This is a genomic window from Nocardia sp. N2S4-5, assembly GCF_044628355.1.
GTDB classification, from domain to species: domain Bacteria; phylum Actinomycetota; class Actinomycetes; order Mycobacteriales; family Mycobacteriaceae; genus Nocardia; species Nocardia wallacei_B.
This window is the reverse complement of sequence record NZ_JBIUPM010000001.1, coordinates 3,171,179-3,188,297: the sequence shown is the minus strand read 5'-3', so window position 1 is coordinate 3,188,297 and position 17,119 is coordinate 3,171,179. Positions and strand designations below refer to the sequence as shown.

Annotated in this window: 18 protein-coding genes; 9 read left to right on the top strand and 9 right to left on the bottom strand. The window is 69.3% G+C overall.

Annotation, left to right across the window (positions count from 1 at the left end; all coding sequences use genetic code 11):
• The first annotated feature begins 28 nt into the window (after positions 1-28).
• Positions 29-1,054: an isopenicillin N synthase family dioxygenase gene (locus ACFMRZ_RS14460; RefSeq protein ID WP_400179560.1), complete on the top strand. Its 1,026-nt coding sequence runs from the start codon at positions 29-31 to the stop codon at positions 1,052-1,054.
• A 12-nt stretch (positions 1,055-1,066) separates the two neighbouring features.
• Positions 1,067-1,609, top strand: coding sequence for a YaeQ family protein (locus ACFMRZ_RS14455; RefSeq protein WP_400179559.1), 543 nt, complete (start codon positions 1,067-1,069; stop codon positions 1,607-1,609).
• Positions 1,610-1,611: 2 nt separating this feature from the next.
• Here the strand turns inward: ACFMRZ_RS14455 and ACFMRZ_RS14450 are convergent, their stop codons facing one another.
• The gene (locus ACFMRZ_RS14450; protein WP_400179558.1) at positions 1,612-2,130 is read right to left on the bottom strand and encodes a dihydrofolate reductase; all 519 of its coding nucleotides are present in this window, start codon (positions 2,128-2,130) and stop codon (positions 1,612-1,614) included.
• Positions 2,131-2,171: 41 nt separating this feature from the next.
• Here ACFMRZ_RS14450 and ACFMRZ_RS14445 point away from each other — a divergent pair, with 41 nt between their 5' ends.
• The gene (locus ACFMRZ_RS14445; RefSeq protein ID WP_400179557.1) at positions 2,172-3,023 is read left to right on the top strand and encodes an HAD family hydrolase; all 852 of its coding nucleotides are present in this window, start codon (positions 2,172-2,174) and stop codon (positions 3,021-3,023) included.
• 300 nt (positions 3,024-3,323) lie between these two features.
• Here ACFMRZ_RS14445 and ACFMRZ_RS14440 read toward each other — a convergent pair whose 3' ends face one another.
• Positions 3,324-4,622, bottom strand: a complete 1,299-nt coding sequence (locus tag ACFMRZ_RS14440; protein WP_400179556.1) for a diguanylate cyclase domain-containing protein — start codon at positions 4,620-4,622, stop codon at positions 3,324-3,326.
• Between the two features lie 30 nt (positions 4,623-4,652).
• Entirely contained in the window at positions 4,653-5,462 is an 810-nt protein-coding gene (locus tag ACFMRZ_RS14435) for an SAM-dependent methyltransferase (protein ID WP_400179555.1), read from the bottom strand.
• 261 nt (positions 5,463-5,723) lie between these two features.
• Here ACFMRZ_RS14435 and trpB point away from each other — a divergent pair, with 261 nt between their 5' ends.
• Positions 5,724-6,974 carry a tryptophan synthase subunit beta gene (trpB, locus tag ACFMRZ_RS14430; protein WP_280367312.1) on the top strand — a complete coding sequence of 417 codons (1,251 nt, stop codon included), beginning with the start codon at positions 5,724-5,726 and terminating at the stop codon, positions 6,972-6,974.
• 10 nt (positions 6,975-6,984) lie between these two features.
• Positions 6,985-8,052: a threonine aldolase family protein gene (locus tag ACFMRZ_RS14425; protein ID WP_400179554.1), complete on the top strand. Its 1,068-nt coding sequence runs from the start codon at positions 6,985-6,987 to the stop codon at positions 8,050-8,052.
• A gap of 8 nt (positions 8,053-8,060) precedes the next feature.
• Here ACFMRZ_RS14425 and ACFMRZ_RS14420 read toward each other — a convergent pair whose 3' ends face one another.
• The 3 genes from ACFMRZ_RS14420 to ACFMRZ_RS14410 all read right to left on the bottom strand — a co-directional run bounded on the left by ACFMRZ_RS14420 (position 8,061) and on the right by ACFMRZ_RS14410 (position 10,278).
• Positions 8,061-8,660, bottom strand: a complete 600-nt coding sequence (locus ACFMRZ_RS14420) for a metallophosphoesterase (RefSeq protein ID WP_280273968.1) — start codon at positions 8,658-8,660, stop codon at positions 8,061-8,063.
• Positions 8,657-9,337, bottom strand: a complete 681-nt coding sequence (locus ACFMRZ_RS14415; RefSeq protein ID WP_400179553.1) for a DNA polymerase beta superfamily protein — start codon at positions 9,335-9,337, stop codon at positions 8,657-8,659. Before ACFMRZ_RS14415 ends, ACFMRZ_RS14420 begins: the two co-directional genes overlap by 4 nt.
• Before the next feature lie 155 nt (positions 9,338-9,492).
• Complete coding sequence (locus ACFMRZ_RS14410) at positions 9,493-10,278, bottom strand: maleylpyruvate isomerase N-terminal domain-containing protein (protein WP_400179552.1); 786 nt, start codon at positions 10,276-10,278, stop codon at positions 9,493-9,495.
• A 149-nt stretch (positions 10,279-10,427) separates the two neighbouring features.
• Here ACFMRZ_RS14410 and ACFMRZ_RS14405 point away from each other — a divergent pair, with 149 nt between their 5' ends.
• A complete protein-coding gene (locus ACFMRZ_RS14405) occupies positions 10,428-11,645 on the top strand; it encodes an oxygenase MpaB family protein (protein ID WP_400179551.1) in 1,218 nt (405 codons plus the stop codon).
• Positions 11,646-11,648: 3 nt separating this feature from the next.
• Here the strand turns inward: ACFMRZ_RS14405 and ACFMRZ_RS14400 are convergent, their stop codons facing one another.
• On the bottom strand, positions 11,649-12,047 hold the full coding sequence (locus ACFMRZ_RS14400; protein WP_400179550.1) for a hypothetical protein: 399 nt from the start codon (positions 12,045-12,047) through the stop codon (positions 11,649-11,651).
• 118 nt (positions 12,048-12,165) lie between these two features.
• Here ACFMRZ_RS14400 and ACFMRZ_RS14395 point away from each other — a divergent pair, with 118 nt between their 5' ends.
• The 3 genes from ACFMRZ_RS14395 to ACFMRZ_RS14385 all read left to right on the top strand — a co-directional run bounded on the left by ACFMRZ_RS14395 (position 12,166) and on the right by ACFMRZ_RS14385 (position 15,155).
• Positions 12,166-12,927 (top strand): DUF6319 family protein, encoded by a 762-nt coding sequence (locus ACFMRZ_RS14395; RefSeq protein WP_400179549.1) that lies wholly within the window; start codon positions 12,166-12,168, stop codon positions 12,925-12,927.
• 224 nt (positions 12,928-13,151) lie between these two features.
• Positions 13,152-14,897, top strand: a complete 1,746-nt coding sequence (locus tag ACFMRZ_RS14390) for a sodium:solute symporter family protein (protein ID WP_400179548.1) — start codon at positions 13,152-13,154, stop codon at positions 14,895-14,897.
• Positions 14,898-14,909: 12 nt separating this feature from the next.
• Positions 14,910-15,155 (top strand): hypothetical protein, encoded by a 246-nt coding sequence (locus ACFMRZ_RS14385; RefSeq protein WP_280273961.1) that lies wholly within the window; start codon positions 14,910-14,912, stop codon positions 15,153-15,155.
• A 24-nt stretch (positions 15,156-15,179) separates the two neighbouring features.
• On the opposite strand, the gene ACFMRZ_RS14380 is transcribed toward ACFMRZ_RS14385, so the two are convergent.
• A complete protein-coding gene (locus ACFMRZ_RS14380) occupies positions 15,180-15,983 on the bottom strand; it encodes an NAD(P)H-binding protein (protein ID WP_400179547.1) in 804 nt (267 codons plus the stop codon).
• A 5-nt stretch (positions 15,984-15,988) separates the two neighbouring features.
• Positions 15,989-16,906: an NAD(P)H-binding protein gene (locus ACFMRZ_RS14375; protein WP_400179546.1), complete on the bottom strand. Its 918-nt coding sequence runs from the start codon at positions 16,904-16,906 to the stop codon at positions 15,989-15,991.
• Between the last annotated feature and the right edge of the window lie 213 nt (positions 16,907-17,119).

Here is a 17,119-nt window from a genome sequence, read left to right as displayed (position 1 = left end):
CGGGACGGTCGTCCCTACGATCGTGCGTGTGAACGCCCGCCTGCCGCTCATCGACATTTCGCGCTTCCGCGGGACAACCGCGGAACGTGCGCGATTTCTGGACGAATTGCGTTATGCCGCACACGAAATCGGGTTCTTCTACGTCGTGGGCCACGGAGTGCCGGAGTCGTTGACCGATGGAATCTTCGAGGTGGCGAAGCAGTTCTTCGCGCTGCCGCTGGAACAACGGCTGGAGATCGAGAACATCCACTCCCCGCAGTTCCGCGGGTACACCGGCACCGGTCACGAATACACCGCCGGATCGCCCGACCGGCGCGAGCAGATCGACATCGGTCCCGAGCGCGAGCCTGTCCCGCCCGCGCCCGGACAGCCCGCGTGGCAGCGGCTGATCGGTCCCAACCAGTGGCCCGCGGCGCTGCCGCGACTCCGCGCGACGACGCTGGCCTGGCAGGCGGAGGCGCTGCGGGTGAGCCGGGAAGTGTTGCGCGCGTTGGCCGTAGCGCTCGGCCAGGACGAGGGCTATTTCGACGCCTGGTTCGACGAGGAGGCGTCGGCGCACATCAAGATCATCCACTATCCGGGTCGCGACACCGGCGAAGATCAAGGAGTCGGCGCGCACAAGGACTACGGCTACCTGGCCCTGCTACAGCAGGACGAGGTCGGCGGCCTCCAGGTGCAGGGCCCGGACGGCTGGATCGATGCGGTGCCGGTCGCGGGCAGCTTCGTGTTCAATATCGGCGAGATGCTGGAGATCGCCACCCAGGGCTACCTGACCGCGACCAATCATCGCGTGCTGAGCCCGCCGCCGGGCGTCGACCGCTACTCGGTGCCGTTCTTCCTCGGCCCGCGCCTGGACGCCGTGGTCGAACCGCTGGAGCTACCGGCGGAACTGGCGGCCCGGGCCCGCGGCGTCAGCGCCGACGCCGACAATCCGCTGCTGGCGCAGTACGGCGAGAACGCGCTGATCGGCTGGCTGCGTTCGCATCCGGCCGTCGCCGAGCGGTGGTGGGGCGACGTGCTGGCCGAACGTACTCGAGCGGTGGCGGGCGGCTAAGCTCCTGCGGCTATGGCCCTCAGCGCGACCGTGTACAACTTCGCCGTCCAGCTCGCCGATGTGGACCGCGGCGTCTACGCGGACGTCGAACTGCGGGTAGCGCGCCACCCGTCGGAAACGGCCGAATTCATGGTGACCCGGCTGCTGGCCTATCTCCTCGAATATGAAGAGGGCATCGCGTTCAGCGACGGTGGCGTGTCGTCCACCGACGAGCCCGCCGTGCTGGTGCGGGATCTCACCGGTCGGCTCACCGCTTGGATCGAGATCGGCGCGCCCGCGGCCGAGCGCGTGCATCGCGGCAGCAAACTGGCCGATCGGGTCGCCATCTACACCCACCGCGAGCCCGCGCGGGTGCTGGCGCAGCTGAGCGGCAAACGCATTCACCGCGCCGAGGCCATCCCGCTGTACGGCATCGATCCCGGCTTCGTCGACGCCGTCGTCGCGCAGGTCGAACGCCGCAATACCGTCGGGGTGTCCGTCACCGAACGCCAGGTGTACCTGGACCTCAACGGCGCCGGCCTGAGCACGCCGATCGAGGAGCATCGGCTCGGGTGAGCCTACGGCCTGGCGTAGCTGCGGAAGACGTAGTAGTCCTTGCCGTTCGACGACTTCGACAGCCCGGTGGTGAAGGCCATGACGAACTCGCGCGAGATCTGCGGCGCGTACACGTCACCGGTCACGTCGGCGGATACCTCCGTCACCGAGATCACCGTGGCGTAAGGCATTGCCGTGCGGAGGGTCTCGCCGCCGCCGATCACCCACACCTCGTCGGGCTGGGTGGCGGTCAGGGCTTCCTCGATCGAGGCGGCACGCTCGGCGCCCGGGGCGTACCAGTCCGGATCGCGGGTGACGACGAGGGTGCGCCGGCCCTCCTCGACACGCGCCTCCGGGGGCAGCGCGTCCCAGGTCTTGCGGCCCATGACGACCGCGCGGCCGGTGATGATCTCCTGGAAGTGCGCCAGGTCCTCCGGGATGTGCCACGGCACTGTGCCGTTCGCGCCGATGACGCCCGACCGGGTCTGCGCCCAGATCAGCCCGATGGTCCGCTTGCCGGTGGGGGTGGTCGCTGGGCTCACGAGGCTCAGGATAGTCACCGGATCGGCCGTCCTAGCTATTGATGAGCAATCGGACTGTCGGCGTGGTGCGCGGGGTGGCCGCCGCGCGGGCGGGGTCGTCTCGTGACAGTGTGGCGGGGATGCGGCGGCAACGGCCGCCGGATCGAAGGGAGGGCCGGATGAGTGCCGAGGACGCGGAGCCGACCGCGGCGACCACCGAGAAACCGGTGCGCGCAGTGGTTTTCGATATGGACGGCCTGCTGCTGGACTCCGAGCGGCTGGCGCTCGAGTCGCTGACCGGTGCGGCCGCGGAGCTGGGTTACGAAGTGCCGCCGGAGTTCTGCCGCAGCATGATCGGACAACCCGCCGACCGCTCGCGCGCCCTCGTCACCGCCACCTACGGGCCGGAATTCCCGGTCGAGGAGTTCTTCGCTCGTCACGAGAGCACGCTGGCCCGGCTCGTCGACGACGGGCGCCTGACCCTCAAGCCAGGAGTGCCCGAGATTCTGGACGAACTGGACGCGCGGGCGCTACCGCGCGCGATCGCGACCTCCTCGGGACGCGCGCGCACCGATCACCATCTGCGCGCGGCCGGCATCGCGGAGCGCTTCGACGCGGTAGTGACCCGGCAGGACGTCCGGCAGGGCAAACCGCACCCCGAGCCGTACCTGACCGCGACGGCGGCCCTCGCCGCCGAGCCGGAATACACACTGGCACTGGAAGATTCACCGAACGGCTTACGCGCCGCACACGCCGCCGGCCTGCGCTGCCTGCTCATCCCGGACCTTGTGGATCCCACCGCGGAAACCCGGCACCTGGCACACCGCGTCCTCCCGGACCTGTACCAGGCGATCGCCTACCTGGCCGAAACCGATTCCCCGCTCTCCACAAGTCGCGCCGCGCCCGGCCGGTGAGGAAGTGCCGGGTGTTCGCATAGTTCGGCCCGTGGCGGGTATGCGCGAGACGTACACACCGTCGTCGCGAGGAGTGAACGCCCATGCGAGCCGTCACGAGGGCATGGCAGCGGATTACGGCGCTGGCGGAGTCGGCGCTCCGGCGTGATCACCGGCCCGGCGCTCGCCGCCACCTCCGGCTGGTCTCGGCATCGGATAGGGATTCCGGAGCCGAGCACAGTTCACTCACCACTGACCGGCCGCGGGGCGAGCCGGAGTCCTCCCCGCGCGGGCTCGGCGGCATGGACTTTTAAGCGGCCGCTATTGGTGCTGGCGTGAACGTGAACCCGGCCGGTGCCGCGCGGCCTTGTTGCGGTACATGGCGGTATCGACGGTGTGCATGAGATCGTCGATGGCGTCGGGATGCTGCGTCACCAGCGCCGTGCCCACCGACGCGCCGACCGAAATCGATTGCCCGGCAACGATGATCGGCTCGGCCAGCGCGGCGAGCAGCCGCCCCGACAGCGACACCAACTGCTCGGCTCCGGTGCACCGCTCCCGCAGCACGATGAATTCGTCGCCGCCGAGCCGCGCGGCCAGGCCGTCGGGGGCCGCGGCGGCCCGCAACCGTTCGGCGACGGCGCGCAGTACGCGGTCGCCGACGGTGTGCCCGTGCTCGTCGTTGACCTCCTTGAATCCGTCCAGATCCAGGTAGCACAGCCCGATGGGCGGGGTGGCGTGCGCGAGCCGGTCGAAGAACAGCACCCGGTTCGCCAGGCCGGTCAGGTTGTCGTGGTGGGCGTCGTGCCACAGCCGATCGGCGAGCGCTTGGCGTTCGGTGATGTCGACGGAGACGCCGATGAGGAAGCGGATGTGCCCGCGCGCGTCCCGCACCGCCGACATCGAAAGGTCGATGATGGCCGTGGTGCCGTCGGGCCGCAGGGTTTTGGTCTCGATCCGGAACCGGTCGATCCGTCCCGCCATCAACTGCTGGAACTGCGCGTAGGCCGGGCCGATATTGTCCGCGCCCAGCACCTCGGCGACCGTGCGCCCGGGAATGAGTTCCGCTGGGACGCCGAGCATTTCGGCCATCGCCGCGTTCACGTCCAGCACCGTGCCGGTCGCGGCGTCGATGGTGCCGATACCGACCGAGGCGCCGGCGAAGATCGCCGCGAAACGCGCCTCCGACAACTGTCGCTGGGCCTGCGCCTGCTCGACCGCGCCCAGCGCGGCGGTCAGCGTCGCCTCCTGCTCGGTCAGCGCCCTGGTCCGCAGCGCCGCGGTGAATCCGGCCGCGAACTCGGCCGCGACGGTGACGGCCCGGTCCCGCAGCCGCTCGTACTCGGCCCCCGCACGCTGCGGGCACAGCGCCTCGACCATGTCGCGGCAGATGATCGGCACGCTCCGGGCGACCGCCGCCGAGTCCTTGTAGTTGGCGGCGACCAGCGCCGTCGCCGCGGACCGGGCCACCATGGCAGGGTCGTCGCCACCGCGCAGCACGGCCAGCAGTTTGTCGCACAGATCGCCGAGCAGGTCCTCGATCTGGGTCCGGGTGAGGGTCGGCGCGACGACGCCGTCGAGCGCGTCGGCCCACCGCCGTGTCACCTCGCGCGCCGCCACCTACTGCACCTGCCTACTCGAATGCCCTGCTCAGACCCGTAAGCCTACGCCCGCCAGGCCGAGCGAACGGCCGGGCGCCTCATGCAGATCGCGCTCGGATTCCGGTCGCCACTGCGGTATCTCGACCACGCCCGGCTCGACCAGTTCCCAGCCGGTGAACAGGTCGATGATGGCCGCGCGGTCGCGGAAGCGGATCCCGACGCGGCTCTCGTTGGCGGAATGGTCGCCGAGGCGGGCGGCATCCTCCGGGCGCTGTGCCGAGGTCAGGTGCGAGATGGCCACGTGGCTGCCCGCCGGCACCGCCTCGCGCAGTGCCGTCACCCGCTCCCTCGGCAGGTCGGCGTCCTGCAGCAGATGCAGCACCGCGACCAGCAGCAGCCCCACCGGCTCGGTGAAGTCGATCAGGCCGGAATCTTCGGTCCGGGCGAGCAACTCGTCCGGCTTGCGCAGGTCCGCCTGGATCGCGTCGGCGCGGTCGTTGCCCACCAGGATGGTGCGCGCGTGCGTGACGGCCACGGGATCGATATCGACGTAGAGCACTCGGATGGCGGGATCGATCGCCTGCGCCACCTCGTGCACGTTGCCCGCGGTCGGGATGCCCGAGCCGACGTCGAGGAACTGCCGGATGCCGCGGTCGGCGAGGAAGCGCACCGCCCGGCGCAGGAATGCCCGGTTGCTCAGGGCCAATCGGGGCAGGTCGGGCACGAGCCGCTTGCCCGCTTCCGCGGCGAACCGGTCGACCTCGAAATTGTGCGACCCGCCCAGCAGGGCGTCGTACATCCGAGCCGGACTCGCCCGGCTCATGTCCACGCCCTCGGGCGCCCACGCCGGCCTCTCCACTGGCAACCCCTCTTGTGCCTGCTCCCCGGGCCGCCCCCGAGCGGGCGGTCCGGGCCCTGCGGATGCTGTGTGAACGTTCACCCGCACGGGTGTACTGCGCATATTAGCCCGCGTTCCTGTGAGCCGGATCGGCGCGAAGGTCAGCCTTTTAACTTCACTAACAAACTGTTAACTATTTCATTGCCAACAGGGCATAGCGCCGGTCGCCCGGGTAAGACAGAGTGCACGATGTGGGTTCGGCAGTGAGACGTGTTGGTATTGATGGTTGTTGATCACGGCGTGGCGCAGGAATCCTGCGAGCCCGCTTCGCTCCCGGACGAGCAGGGACGATTCGGCCGCTTCGGCGGACGGTATGTACCCGAGGGACTGATGGCCGCGCTGGCCGAACTCGATGTGGCCTATCGGCAAGCGTGCGCGGATCCACGGTTCGGCGTCGAACTGGGGGAGTTGCTGCGCGACCGCGTGGGCCGCCCCACGCTGCTGCACCGGGCGCCGCGTTTCGCGGAATCGCTACCGGCGCCGGGCATCCGGGTCTATCTGAAGCGCGAGGACATGACCCACACCGGCGCACACAAGATCAACAATGCGCTCGGGCAGGCACTGCTGGCCCGGCGCATGGGCAAGACCCGGATCGTGGCGGAGACGGGCGCGGGCCAGCACGGCGTGGCGGTGGCGACGGTGTGCGCGATGCTCGGATTGTCCTGTGTGGTCTACATGGGCGCGCACGACATGCGGCGGCAGGCGTCGAACGTGCTGCGTATGCAGCTGCTCGGGGCGCAGGTGCGGGCCGTGCACGCCGGGCGGCGGCGGTTGAAGGACGCCGTCAGCGAGGCGGTCCGGGACTGGGTCACCAACGTGGACACCACCCACTATCTGTTCGGCACCGCCGCCGGTCCGGCGCCCTACCCGCGGATCGTGCGGGACTTCCAGACGACGATCGGCGTGGAGGCCCGGGCACAGATTCTGAAAGCCGAAGGGCGGCTGCCGGATTACGTGCTCGCCTGCGTCGGCGGCGGCAGCAACGCCATCGGGCTGTTCCACCCCTTCCTCGACGATCCGCAGGTCCGGCTGATCGGGGTGGAAGCGGCCGGGCGCGGCATCGAAACAGGTTGGCACGCGGCCACATTGAGCGTCGGCACGCCCGGTGAGATGGACGGCTCGTTCAGCTACCTGCTCCAGGACGAGGACGGCCAGATCGCCGGGACGCACAGCATCGCGGCGGGGCTGGACTATCCGGGTGTCGGCCCGGAACTCAGCCACCTCAAGGACAGCGGCCGGGTGAGCTACCCCGCGGTGACCGATGCCGTCGCCCTGCGCGGGATGGACGCCCTCACCCGCACCGAGGGCATCATCACCGCCCTGGAGTCCGCCCACGCCGTGGGTCACCTGATCGAGCTGGCCGAACGCGGTGCGCTGCCCGCCGGGGCGGTCGTGCTGGTCTGCCTGTCCGGACGCGGCGACAAGGATCTGGAGATAGCCGCACAGCAGCTGGGTATCGACGCCCCGCACTAGTCTGGACGGGGTGACCGACGCACTTCGCCGACACGACACCACCGCGCGCGCCTTCGCCAGCGACAACTGGGCCGGTATCCATCCGGACGTGCTGACGGCCCTGGCCGCGGCCAACGGCGGGCACCAACCCTCCTACGGCACCGACGAATACACCACCGCGCTGCGCCAGATCTTCGCCCGCCATTTCGGCGACGCCGCGCAGGTCTATCCGATGTGTACCGGCACCGGTGCCAATGTCGTTGCGCTGCAAGCGTTGCTGCCGCGCTGGGGCGCGGTGATCACCGCCGAGTCCGCGCACGTCAACTCCGACGAATGCGGCGCCGCGGAGAAGGTGGCCGGAATCAAGATCTATCCGGTGATCGCGCCCGGCGGCAAACTCACACCCGAACTCGTCGACACGCAGGCGTGGGGCCGCGGCAACGAGCACCGGGCCCAGCCGCTCGCGCTCTCGATCACGCAGACCACCGAGCTGGGCACCTGCTATTCGGTCGAGGAGATCCGGGCGCTCTGCGACCACGCGCACGGCCTGGGCATGCTGGTGCACATGGACGGCGCCCGGCTGTGCAACGCGGCGGCGATGCTCGGCCTGGGGTTGCGCGAGTTCACCACCGACGCCGGGGTGGACATCGTGTCCTTCGGCGGCACCAAGAACGGCCTGATGCTCGGCGAGGCGGTGGTCGTCCTGCGGCCGGACCGCATCCACGACATCACCTACCTGCGCATGCTGACCACGCAGCTGGCCTCCAAGATGCGCTTCCTCTCGGTCCAATTCGAGGCGCTGCTCGGCGGCGACCTGTGGTTGCGAAATGCCCTGCACGCCAACGCCATGGCCACCCGGCTGGCCACCGCGGCGCGGGTGGCGGGAGTGGAGATCGCCTATCCGGTGCAGTCCAATGCCGTCTTCGCGATCCTGCCCCCGGACGTCACCGCCCGCCTGCGCCGGCGCTTCCCGTTCCACGTCTGGGACGAGGACACCGGCGAGGTCCGCTGGATGTGCGCCTTCGACACCACCCCGGCGGACGTGGACGCCTTCGCCGCCGCCCTCGCACAGGAGATGAGCGCTGCGCCCGCCGGCTGAGCGTCGGGTCAGGCCGCGGCGCCCGCGAGGACGTCCGCCACCCACGCCAGCGGCACCGGTTTCAGACCGTGCGCGTCCAGCCCCACGTGGATCTGCCGCCCCCGCACCCGGTCGCGGCTGTGCGTGTGGCCGTGCAGCAACCAGCGACCGGCATTGTCGCCCGTGGCGGGCAGCCGCCACTCCTCGAACCGGCTCTCCGGGCTGTGATCGCCATCCCCGCTGCCCTGGAACGGGAAGTGCGACAACAGGATCCGAGTGCCACCGACCTTCCGGATGGCGGACTGCTGCACGCTGTCGAACGCGGTGTCGAGGTAGATGCGCTGCCACCGGTGCGCCTCGCTGCGCATCGGGTGGCAGCCGTCGTGATTGCCCGTGATCAGGTGCTTGCGACCCGGCCGCCGCGACACCCAGTCCAGCGCGGCGAGTTGCGCCTGCTTGCCGCCGACGGAGATGTCGCCGAGCACCCACACCGGATCGTCGGCGCCGATCAGCCGGTCCCAGTGGGCCGCCAGCGCGGCATCGTGTTCGGGCACCGACCCGAAGCCGCGCAGCTCGGCGAGGAGCCGGTGCCCCACGTGCAGGTCGGCGGTGAACCACACCTCGCTCATGAGTCCTCCCGGTCCAGGTGCGCGCGGCGGATGCGTTGCAGCAGATCCTCCAAGGGTTCCTCGTCCGGCCGCTGCGGCAGCGCGCTCACCGCGGCGTCGAAGCGCGACTCGTAGGCGGCGAGCAGATCCCGTGCCGCCCGCGCCTCGGGATCGCTTGCGACACTGCGGCCGAAGGCGAAGTACGGCTCCGGATCCGGCACCCGGATCGGCAGCGTACCGGTGGTGTAGAGCCGATAGCCCTGCCGCAGCAGCCGCATCGTGTGGCGTGCGTGCTTCTCCCGCCGCGCGGCCGCGCCACCGCGAGTGAGCAGCCGCAACTGTGAACTCGCGTAACCGAAGAACGCGTCCCGCACTCGCCGCGCGGACGGGAAGCAGCTCCGCAACGCGACCAGCTCCGAGCCGAATTCGGTGGTGGCCGTGTACTCGTCGAGCCACAGCAGCTCCATGGCCGTCGGGTTGCACGACAGCATCAGACCCATCGCCTTGCCGACCTCGTGGTAGGTCGCGTCCGCGCCGTCGCGCCCCTGCCTGGTCGAGCGCTCGCGGCTCGGCGGGTGCAGGCCGAGCAGGGTCCGGGTCGGGGCCGCGAAGATCCCGGCGTAGTCGACATCGCTGGCGGGCGTGCTCAGGCCGTAGGCGGTCGAGCCGACGACGCCCTCGAGTAGCAGGTCCTTCATGCTGGTAGCCCCCGATGAATCCGATCGCCGTCCGACGCCCGAAGCACGCAATACCCCGGTCGGACGGGCCTCGGCGCCTCCTCCGTCGCCTCGGCCATACCGACTGTAGCGTTCGTTGTCGCGGATCGGCATCCGATTATCCGGCGGTCGCGGTCTCACACCAGATTTATGGAATCCAGCACTCGCGTGCCGAGTTCGACGTCACCCGTGACGGCGACCGCGCACGTCCGCCAGGCCAGGCGGCGGGTGCTCCACAACGGGAATTCCTCTGCGAGAGCGGCGATTCGGGCGGCGGTCGTGGTGATCGGGCCGGGCCGCACCCGGATCCGCCCGCCGCGCGGCTCCAGACACCAACTGCCGCCGCCCGGGCCGGTGAGGGTGAGTGCGACGGGGGAGTCCAGCCAGCTCAACGCTTCTCGATGGGAGCGTTCCAGCAGCACGGTGAGCCAGGTCAGCAGCGAGGCCATGCGGCGCGGGTCGGTGGGCGGGATCGGGCGGTCGAGGGCCACCGCGAGGTCGTGGCGCACGTGGGTGTGCCAGTCGAAGACGAGCATGGCGGGGACGAGACCCAGTGGGTACCAACCCAATTCGCCGACGCGGAACGGAATCCGGTCGATGCCCGGCGCCGTCAGCACCGTCAGGGCGGCGCACCCGCGACCGCTCCACTTGGTGAACTCCGACGTCACGTGCTTGGTCGAATGCGAGCGCCGGACGTCTACCAGTTGCGTGTTCAGGCGTTCGAGATCGCGGGTGGTCGCGAGCGCGAACGCGGTCGGCGTGACGATCGCCCGCGCGGTGACGGTCAGGTGGATGAGCACGTCGGCAACCGACCATCCCGGCGCCGTGCTCGGGGCGGCCAGATCCGCCACGCTCAGCTCCGCACAGAAGTCGAGCACGGCCTGCCGCTCGTCGCGCAGCGCGAGCAGGTGCCGCGAACTCATCGCGTGCCCTCCCCGACCGCCGAACACTTCATGAACAGCGCACGCTACCGCGTGGGCGGGCAACCGTCGCGCGATCGCACTCTTGACGCAATGAGAGAAATTCGAGTAACTTCTCTCATAACCCGGCGTCAGCTCGAAGGAGAGCAGCGATGAACCCAGCCGTGCCGCACCGGCATCCCGATACGCCGCGCCAGGTTCCGGGCCTGCGCCCGTTCGCGCGGCTGATGCGGATCGGCAATCCCTCCCCGGGGCAGTGGCAGGCGCTGGGTGCGGCGCTGCTGGTCGGCGACGAGCCGATGGACCGTGTCGTCGACTGGATGTACGCCGAGGGCATGGAGCGCACTCGCCCGCTGTTCGAGCAGGCGTTGCGCGAGGGCATCGACGCCGTGCCGCGGGCGCCGGAACCGTTGCGCGAGTTCTTCCTCCGATACGAGCCGGTGCCGGACTGGGTGGACTGGGATCAGATCCGCCGCGCCGAGCGGGTATTCCGGATGGGCGGCACCGACGGGCTCTACATCGCGCGGGACGTCTCGCTGCTGGGCGGCTACCTGGCCTCCGGATTCAACAAGACCCTCATTCGCACGGGCGCGCTGGAGAAGGGCCCGGCGAAACGCTTCGCCGAGACTCTGCAGTGGGCGCTCGACGTCACCTCCGACGACGGCATGCGGCCGCTGGGTATCGGCTATCGCTCCACCCTGCACGTCCGGCTGATCCACGGGTTCGTGCGGCGGCACGTCGCCGCGCTGCCGGACTGGGACACCGACGAGTGGGGTGTGCCGATCAACCAGACCGATATGGCGGCCACCCTGGTCGGCGCGCTGATCGCGCCGTTCATCGGGGCCATGCCGATGGGCATCGTCCCCGTGCGCGCCGATCTCGAGGCCGGGGCACACCTCGCCCGCTACGTCGGCTGGCTGATCGGGGTGCAGGACGAATGGCTGCCGGACGGGTTCCGGGACGCGGTGCGCATCCTCTACCACTGCATGACGGCCATCACGAACCCCGACGAGACCACTCCGCAGCTGGCGATGCCGATGGGTGACGATCCGCTCGGCTGGCACTACCGCAATTTCCCGGCGCTGCGCGGCCGTATCGCGCGGGCGCAGCACCTGTCGGTCGCCAGTACTTTCCTCGGCGCCAAAGCGATGCGGCAGCTCGGCCTGCCTCCGTACATGCCGCCGTGGTATCCGCTGCTGCGAATCCCGGTGAACCTCACCAGAAGTGGCGCCGCGCTGCTGCTGCCCGGCGGCACTGAACGCGCCGCCGCCCGCGGCCGCCGCGAGCAGGAGGCGTTCCTGCGGCAGCTGATCGGCGAGCGGCCCGCGGTCATCGGCGACTCGGCGAAGCATGTGAGCCACGCCGCCTGAGTTTCAGCGCAGGAGCGGATATACCTGCGACCCGCCGTCGCCGGCGACGGTCTCCAGCCGGGTGAACACCCCGGCTTCGGGCGCGGACAGCCGGACCGCCACCGGCGTCGATTGTTGCTGTCCCGAGGCGCAATTCGGGTCACAGGCGCCCAGACGCTGGATTCCCGCGCCGTGCGCCGAGCCGGAAGTCCAGCTTTCCCAGCGGATATCGGTGACCGCCAGGTTGCCGTCGGCGCAGGTGACGATGATTTCGGCGGGTTCGGTGTGTGGCCGGGAGGTGCAGTCCCGGACGTGTGCGGCCCTCGCGCCGCCGGATTGCGGTGCGGCGGACTGCCCTCCGTCGGCGGCACATCCGGCGACGGCGAGTGCGGCGGCTACGGCCGCGACGCGAAGCGAGCGCATACGATTCTCCTGTGGGTCGAGATCGGCGGTCCGACAATATTGCCGGGCGATGTGGACTTGTCGGTGGCATGGGGCATGCTCATGGCACGCAGATGTCCACTAGCGCCCGGAGAGCACCATGTCGTCCCGTCGAACCAAGTCGCAACCCTTGTCGGACATCGAGATTCGGCAGATAGCCGCCGAGATCTCCGACGGCCACCCGCCGATGGTGTGGTTCACCGCGGATGCGGTGGGTGTGCCGGAGGGTCGTTCGGGCAAGGTGGTCGCACTCGGTGATCCCGCCGAGGGCGATTTCCTGCAGGTGCGCCCCACCGGCTCCAAGGATGTGCTGTCGTTCTCGCCGACCGAGGTCACGCTGACCAAACCGGTCCGCGCGAAACCGCCGGCCACGAAGCAGACCGCCAAGAAGACAACGGCAACCAGGAAGGACACCGCAGTGAGCATGCCGTCGACCGTCAACCCTGCGCCGACGCCGCCCAGCCCGGCCCCGGTGCAGCCCGCTGTCACCGAGGCGCCGAAACCGGCCGCCCCGGCCCCGAAACCGGCCGCCAAGCAGAGCCAGGGCGCCGCCCCGCGCCCGGCCCGCGAGAAGAGCGCCACCACCGCCCGCAAGTCCAAGACCCCGGAGGTGACGGTCACCCTGTCCGGCACCGCCGACGGGGAGTGGACCGTGGATGTGGCGCACGGCAAGAAACGCACCCGCGGTCTGTCGGTCCCCGGCGCCACGGTGGCCCAGGCCGCGAAAATCCTGCACCCCGAGGTCGCCGAGGTGGTCGACACGGTGCTGGAGTCGGTGCGCAGCAGTCAGCGCGCGAAAGTGGAACAGCTGCAGGCGGAATTGGAGCAGGCCCGCCGCCTGCTCGACGACCTGTCGGGCTGAGCGGGCCGCTCGGCGGCGTGCCGAGCGCGGCGTGCGGGGACGGCCGATGCCGTGTGGTGTCGGACGTCCGGTCGGCGCGGGCGCTCGGCGCCACATACTCGCGGCACGGCACCGACACGGCTCCGCCGAGTCGCTGGTTCTGCTCCTGTGAGCGTTAACAACCCGCTAGGATCCGGATTCGGCCGATTGGTCGTCCGGTGATCCCGTGGACAGGAGATAGCTATATGTCGCCCGCCGCTGCTGAGCCGCCAGGAGTGTTCGACGCTGTGCTGGCAGGGGGTCCCGCACACTCGCTCCTCGCCGAGGGCACCCAGCTCCGCCTGGATGCCGCACCCGTCGACTACATCCTGGTCGCACTGTATTTCGTCTTCGTTCTCGGCATCGGCCTGCTGGCCCGTCAGCGGGTGTCGTCGAGTATCGACTTCTTCCTGTCCGGCCGTTCGCTGCCGGCCTGGGTCACCGGCCTGGCGTTCATCTCCGCCAACCTCGGCGCGGTCGAGATCATGGGCATGTCGGCCAACGGCGCCCAGTACGGCATGCCGACCATGCATTACTTCTGGATCGGCGCGGTCCCGGCCATGCTGTTCCTCGGCGTGGTGATGATGCCGTTCTACTACGGCTCCAAGGTGCGCAGCGTGCCCGAGTTCATGCGCCGGCGCTTCGGTACCGGGGCGCACCTGGTCAACGCGATCAGTTTCGCGATCGCGCAGGTGCTCATCGCGGGCGTCAATCTGTATCTGCTCGGCTCGATCCTGAACGTGCTGCTGGGCTGGCCGCTGTGGGTGTCGATCATCGTGGCCGCCGTGATCGTGCTGTCCTACATCACCCTCGGTGGTCTGTCGGCGGCGATCTACAACGAGGTGCTGCAGTTCTTCGTCATCGTGGCCGCGCTGTTGCCGCTGACCCTGGTCGGCCTGCACCGCGTCGGCGGCGTCGGCGGGTTGAAGGACAAGGTGCTGGGGCAGCCCGACGGTGCGGAGCAGTGGCACTCGTGGCCGGGCAACGAGTTGAGCGGATTCGGCAACAATGTCCTGTCGGTGGTCGGCATCGTGTTCGGTCTCGGCTTCGTGCTGTCGTTCGGCTACTGGACGACCAACTTCGTCGAGGTGCAGCGCGCGCTGGCAACGCATTCCATCTCCGCGGCCCGGCGCACCCCGATCATCGGCGCCTTCCCGAAGATGTTCATCCCGTTCATCGTCGTGATCCCCGGCATGATCGCCGCCATCCTGGTCCCGCAGATCGCCGACCTCAAGGCCACCGGCTCGGGCGACGCCACCTACAACCAGTCACTGCTGTATCTGATGAAGGCGGTGCTGCCGAACGGTCTGCTCGGTGTGGCGCTCGCGGGTCTGCTCGCGGCGTTCATGGCCGGTATGGCGGCCAACATCTCGGCGTTCAACACCGTATTCAGCTACGACCTGTGGCAGCAGTACGTGCGCAAGGACGCGCCGGACCAGTACTACCTGAACATCGGCCGCCTGGCCACGGTCGGCGCGACCGTGATCGCGATCGGCACGGCGTTCATCGCCGGCAACTTCTCGAACATGATGGACTACCTGCAGACACTGTTCAGCTTCTTCAACGCGCCGCTGTTCGCGACGTTCATCCTCGGCATGTTCTGGAAGCGGATGACGCCCACGGCCGGTTGGGTCGGCCTGGTGTTCGGCACGCTGTCCGCGGTGGTGGTCTTCATCCTGCATCAGACCGACGTGTTCCACCTGTCGGGCCAGGGGTCGAGCTTCCTCGCCGCCGGTGTGGCGTTCGTGGTCGACATCGTGCTCAGCGTCATCGTCACCCAGGTGACCACGCCGAAGCCCGCGGCCGAACTCGTCGGCCTGGTCTACTCCGAGACGCCGAAGGAACAGCTGAGCGATCCCGACGCCGCCTCGCTGCCCTGGTACCAGCGCCCGGTCCTGCTCGCCGGCATCGCCCTGGTGCTGGTGATCGCGCTGAATATCCTCGTCCGATAAGGAAGTGACGCAATGCTTTTCGACATCCGAACCATAGTCGGCACCCTGATCGGCCTCTACGGCGTGATCCTGGTGGTGACGGGATTGGTGAGCAATTCCGACGCCGACTTGGCCCGCTCCGGCGGCTGGAACACCAACCTGTGGTCAGGGATCGGCATGGTCGTGGTCTCCGTGGCCTTCCTCGCCTGGGTAATCCTGCGCCCGGTCAAGGAACTGGTCCACCAGACCGACACCCAACCCACCGAGACCCCCGAGTAAGGCGGCCGACCTGCGCACGACAGATCAGCGGAACAGCGCGGCGTTCGCGGCGGCCCAGGAGGCGAATGTGGTGGCACGGCCGGTGAGGTCGGCGACCGTGCCGGTGGCGATCTGCGGGTGATCGACTCGGGCGGCGAGGCCCTCGACAAACCACCGCGCGAAGAATTCGCCCATCGTCGGCTCGAGGCGGGCGGTGAGTTCGTCGGGGGACACCGTCACGAACGACAGCTCGCGGCCGATCGCCTCGGCCAGGAACCGGAGACGCGCTGCCCTGGTGAAGGTTTCGGGGCCGGTGAGTGTGTAGGTCGCGCCGAGGTGCCCGTCGCCGAGCAGCACGGTCGCGGCGACACGAGCGATGTCGTCCATGGCGATGGGGGCGTCGGCGGAGTCCGGATATGGTTCGCGCACTTCGCCTGTCGCGCGAATCTGCTCCGCCCAGTCGGTGGCGTTCTCCATGAATTCGTACGCGTGCAGGTGAGTCCAGCCGACGCCCGACTTCTCGACCGCCCGCGCGATGGGCTGCCAGGTGGAGGTCTCGTCGCCGGACAGATCGACGATGTGCTCGATCCCCGCCGCGCGGGCCGAAGCGACTACCTCGGTGACGGTTTCGAGAGCCGGTGCGAGATACATCCGGTCGACACCCTCGAAAGCACGGGGAAGGGAGGACGGTCTCCGCAGGTAGCCCTCGACCACCTCGACCTCGGGCGGGAAGGCCGTGCGTTCCGGATGGTTCGACAGCGCGCGAATGTCGTCGGCGCCCAGGCGTACCAGGTGGTCGACGACCATGCGGCCGATATTTCCGGTGGCACCCGTAACGAGAATCTTCATAACTCCTACTCCGGCAAGGGGATTGACGGCGATTGAAAGTCGGCCCGGTGATCGATGGCCCACTGCGCGAAGCTGCGCGGTGACCGTCCGGTGATCCGGTGGAAGGTGTCGGTCGGTGGAACCGACCCGGTCCCGGTGACCGAGTCGGCCCGTAGCTCGAGCATCCAGTCGACGTACTCGTCCGGGTACCCGTTGCGGAGCCAGTGCTCGCGCGCCTGCCCGGGAGTCAGTTCCTCGAATCGGATGACGTCGTCGATCGCAGCGGCGATGGCCCGAACCTGTTCGGCCTGAGTGACTTTGGCCGGACCCGTGAGGGTGTACGCCGCGCCGACGTGCGCGTCCGTCAGTAGGGCCGCAGCGGCGACCTCGGCGATATCGGCTTCGTGAATCCACGGGTAGCCGGACGCGGGGTACGGTTCCCGGACGACGCGCTCGGTGCGAATGGACTCCGCCCAGCTCAGGGCATTGACCGCCAGCAGGCCGGGGCGCAGATGAGTCCATTCGGCGCCGGTGGCCTCGACCCACTGTTCGAGTTCCCGATGGGCCTGCCGCTCTACCGCCAGATGTCGTTTCAAGTGCTTCAGGCCGGGATCGGCGGGCTCGTCGCCGGTGAAACCGGCCGCGGCGGCGGAATGCACCACGAAGCGGCGCGTGCCCGCCCGCGCCGCTCGGTCGATGAAGTGACCGCCGGGCGTATCGACGTCGTAGATGTGTGGGAACAGATAGACGCGCTCGACACCCTCGAGCACGTCGGGCCAGGTGTCGGGCTTCTCGAAGTCCCCATATCTGACATCCACCGCGCCGGGAAGGTGCGCGGCGTGCGGCGTGCGGGTCATGGCCCGCACCGCTTGCCCGGCGTCGACGAGCCGGTGAACGAGGCAGCGGCCGATATTTCCGGTCGCGCCGGTAACGAGAATGGTCATAGCACTCCTGGTCGTAACGTGCGGATCAGCGGAAGTCGCTCGCAGGCCTGTGCCCAGAGTCGTCGGGTAATCCCTGCTCGAACCGCTGTCTGCGCGAAGGTAGCGCGCGGAGAAGCGCCCGCGCACATGGTTGTCGGTCTTCCCACACACTGTTGCGCGCAGCGATTTTGTGCCATCTCCGGACGGAACGGCGCGAAAACCCTTGTGGGCAAA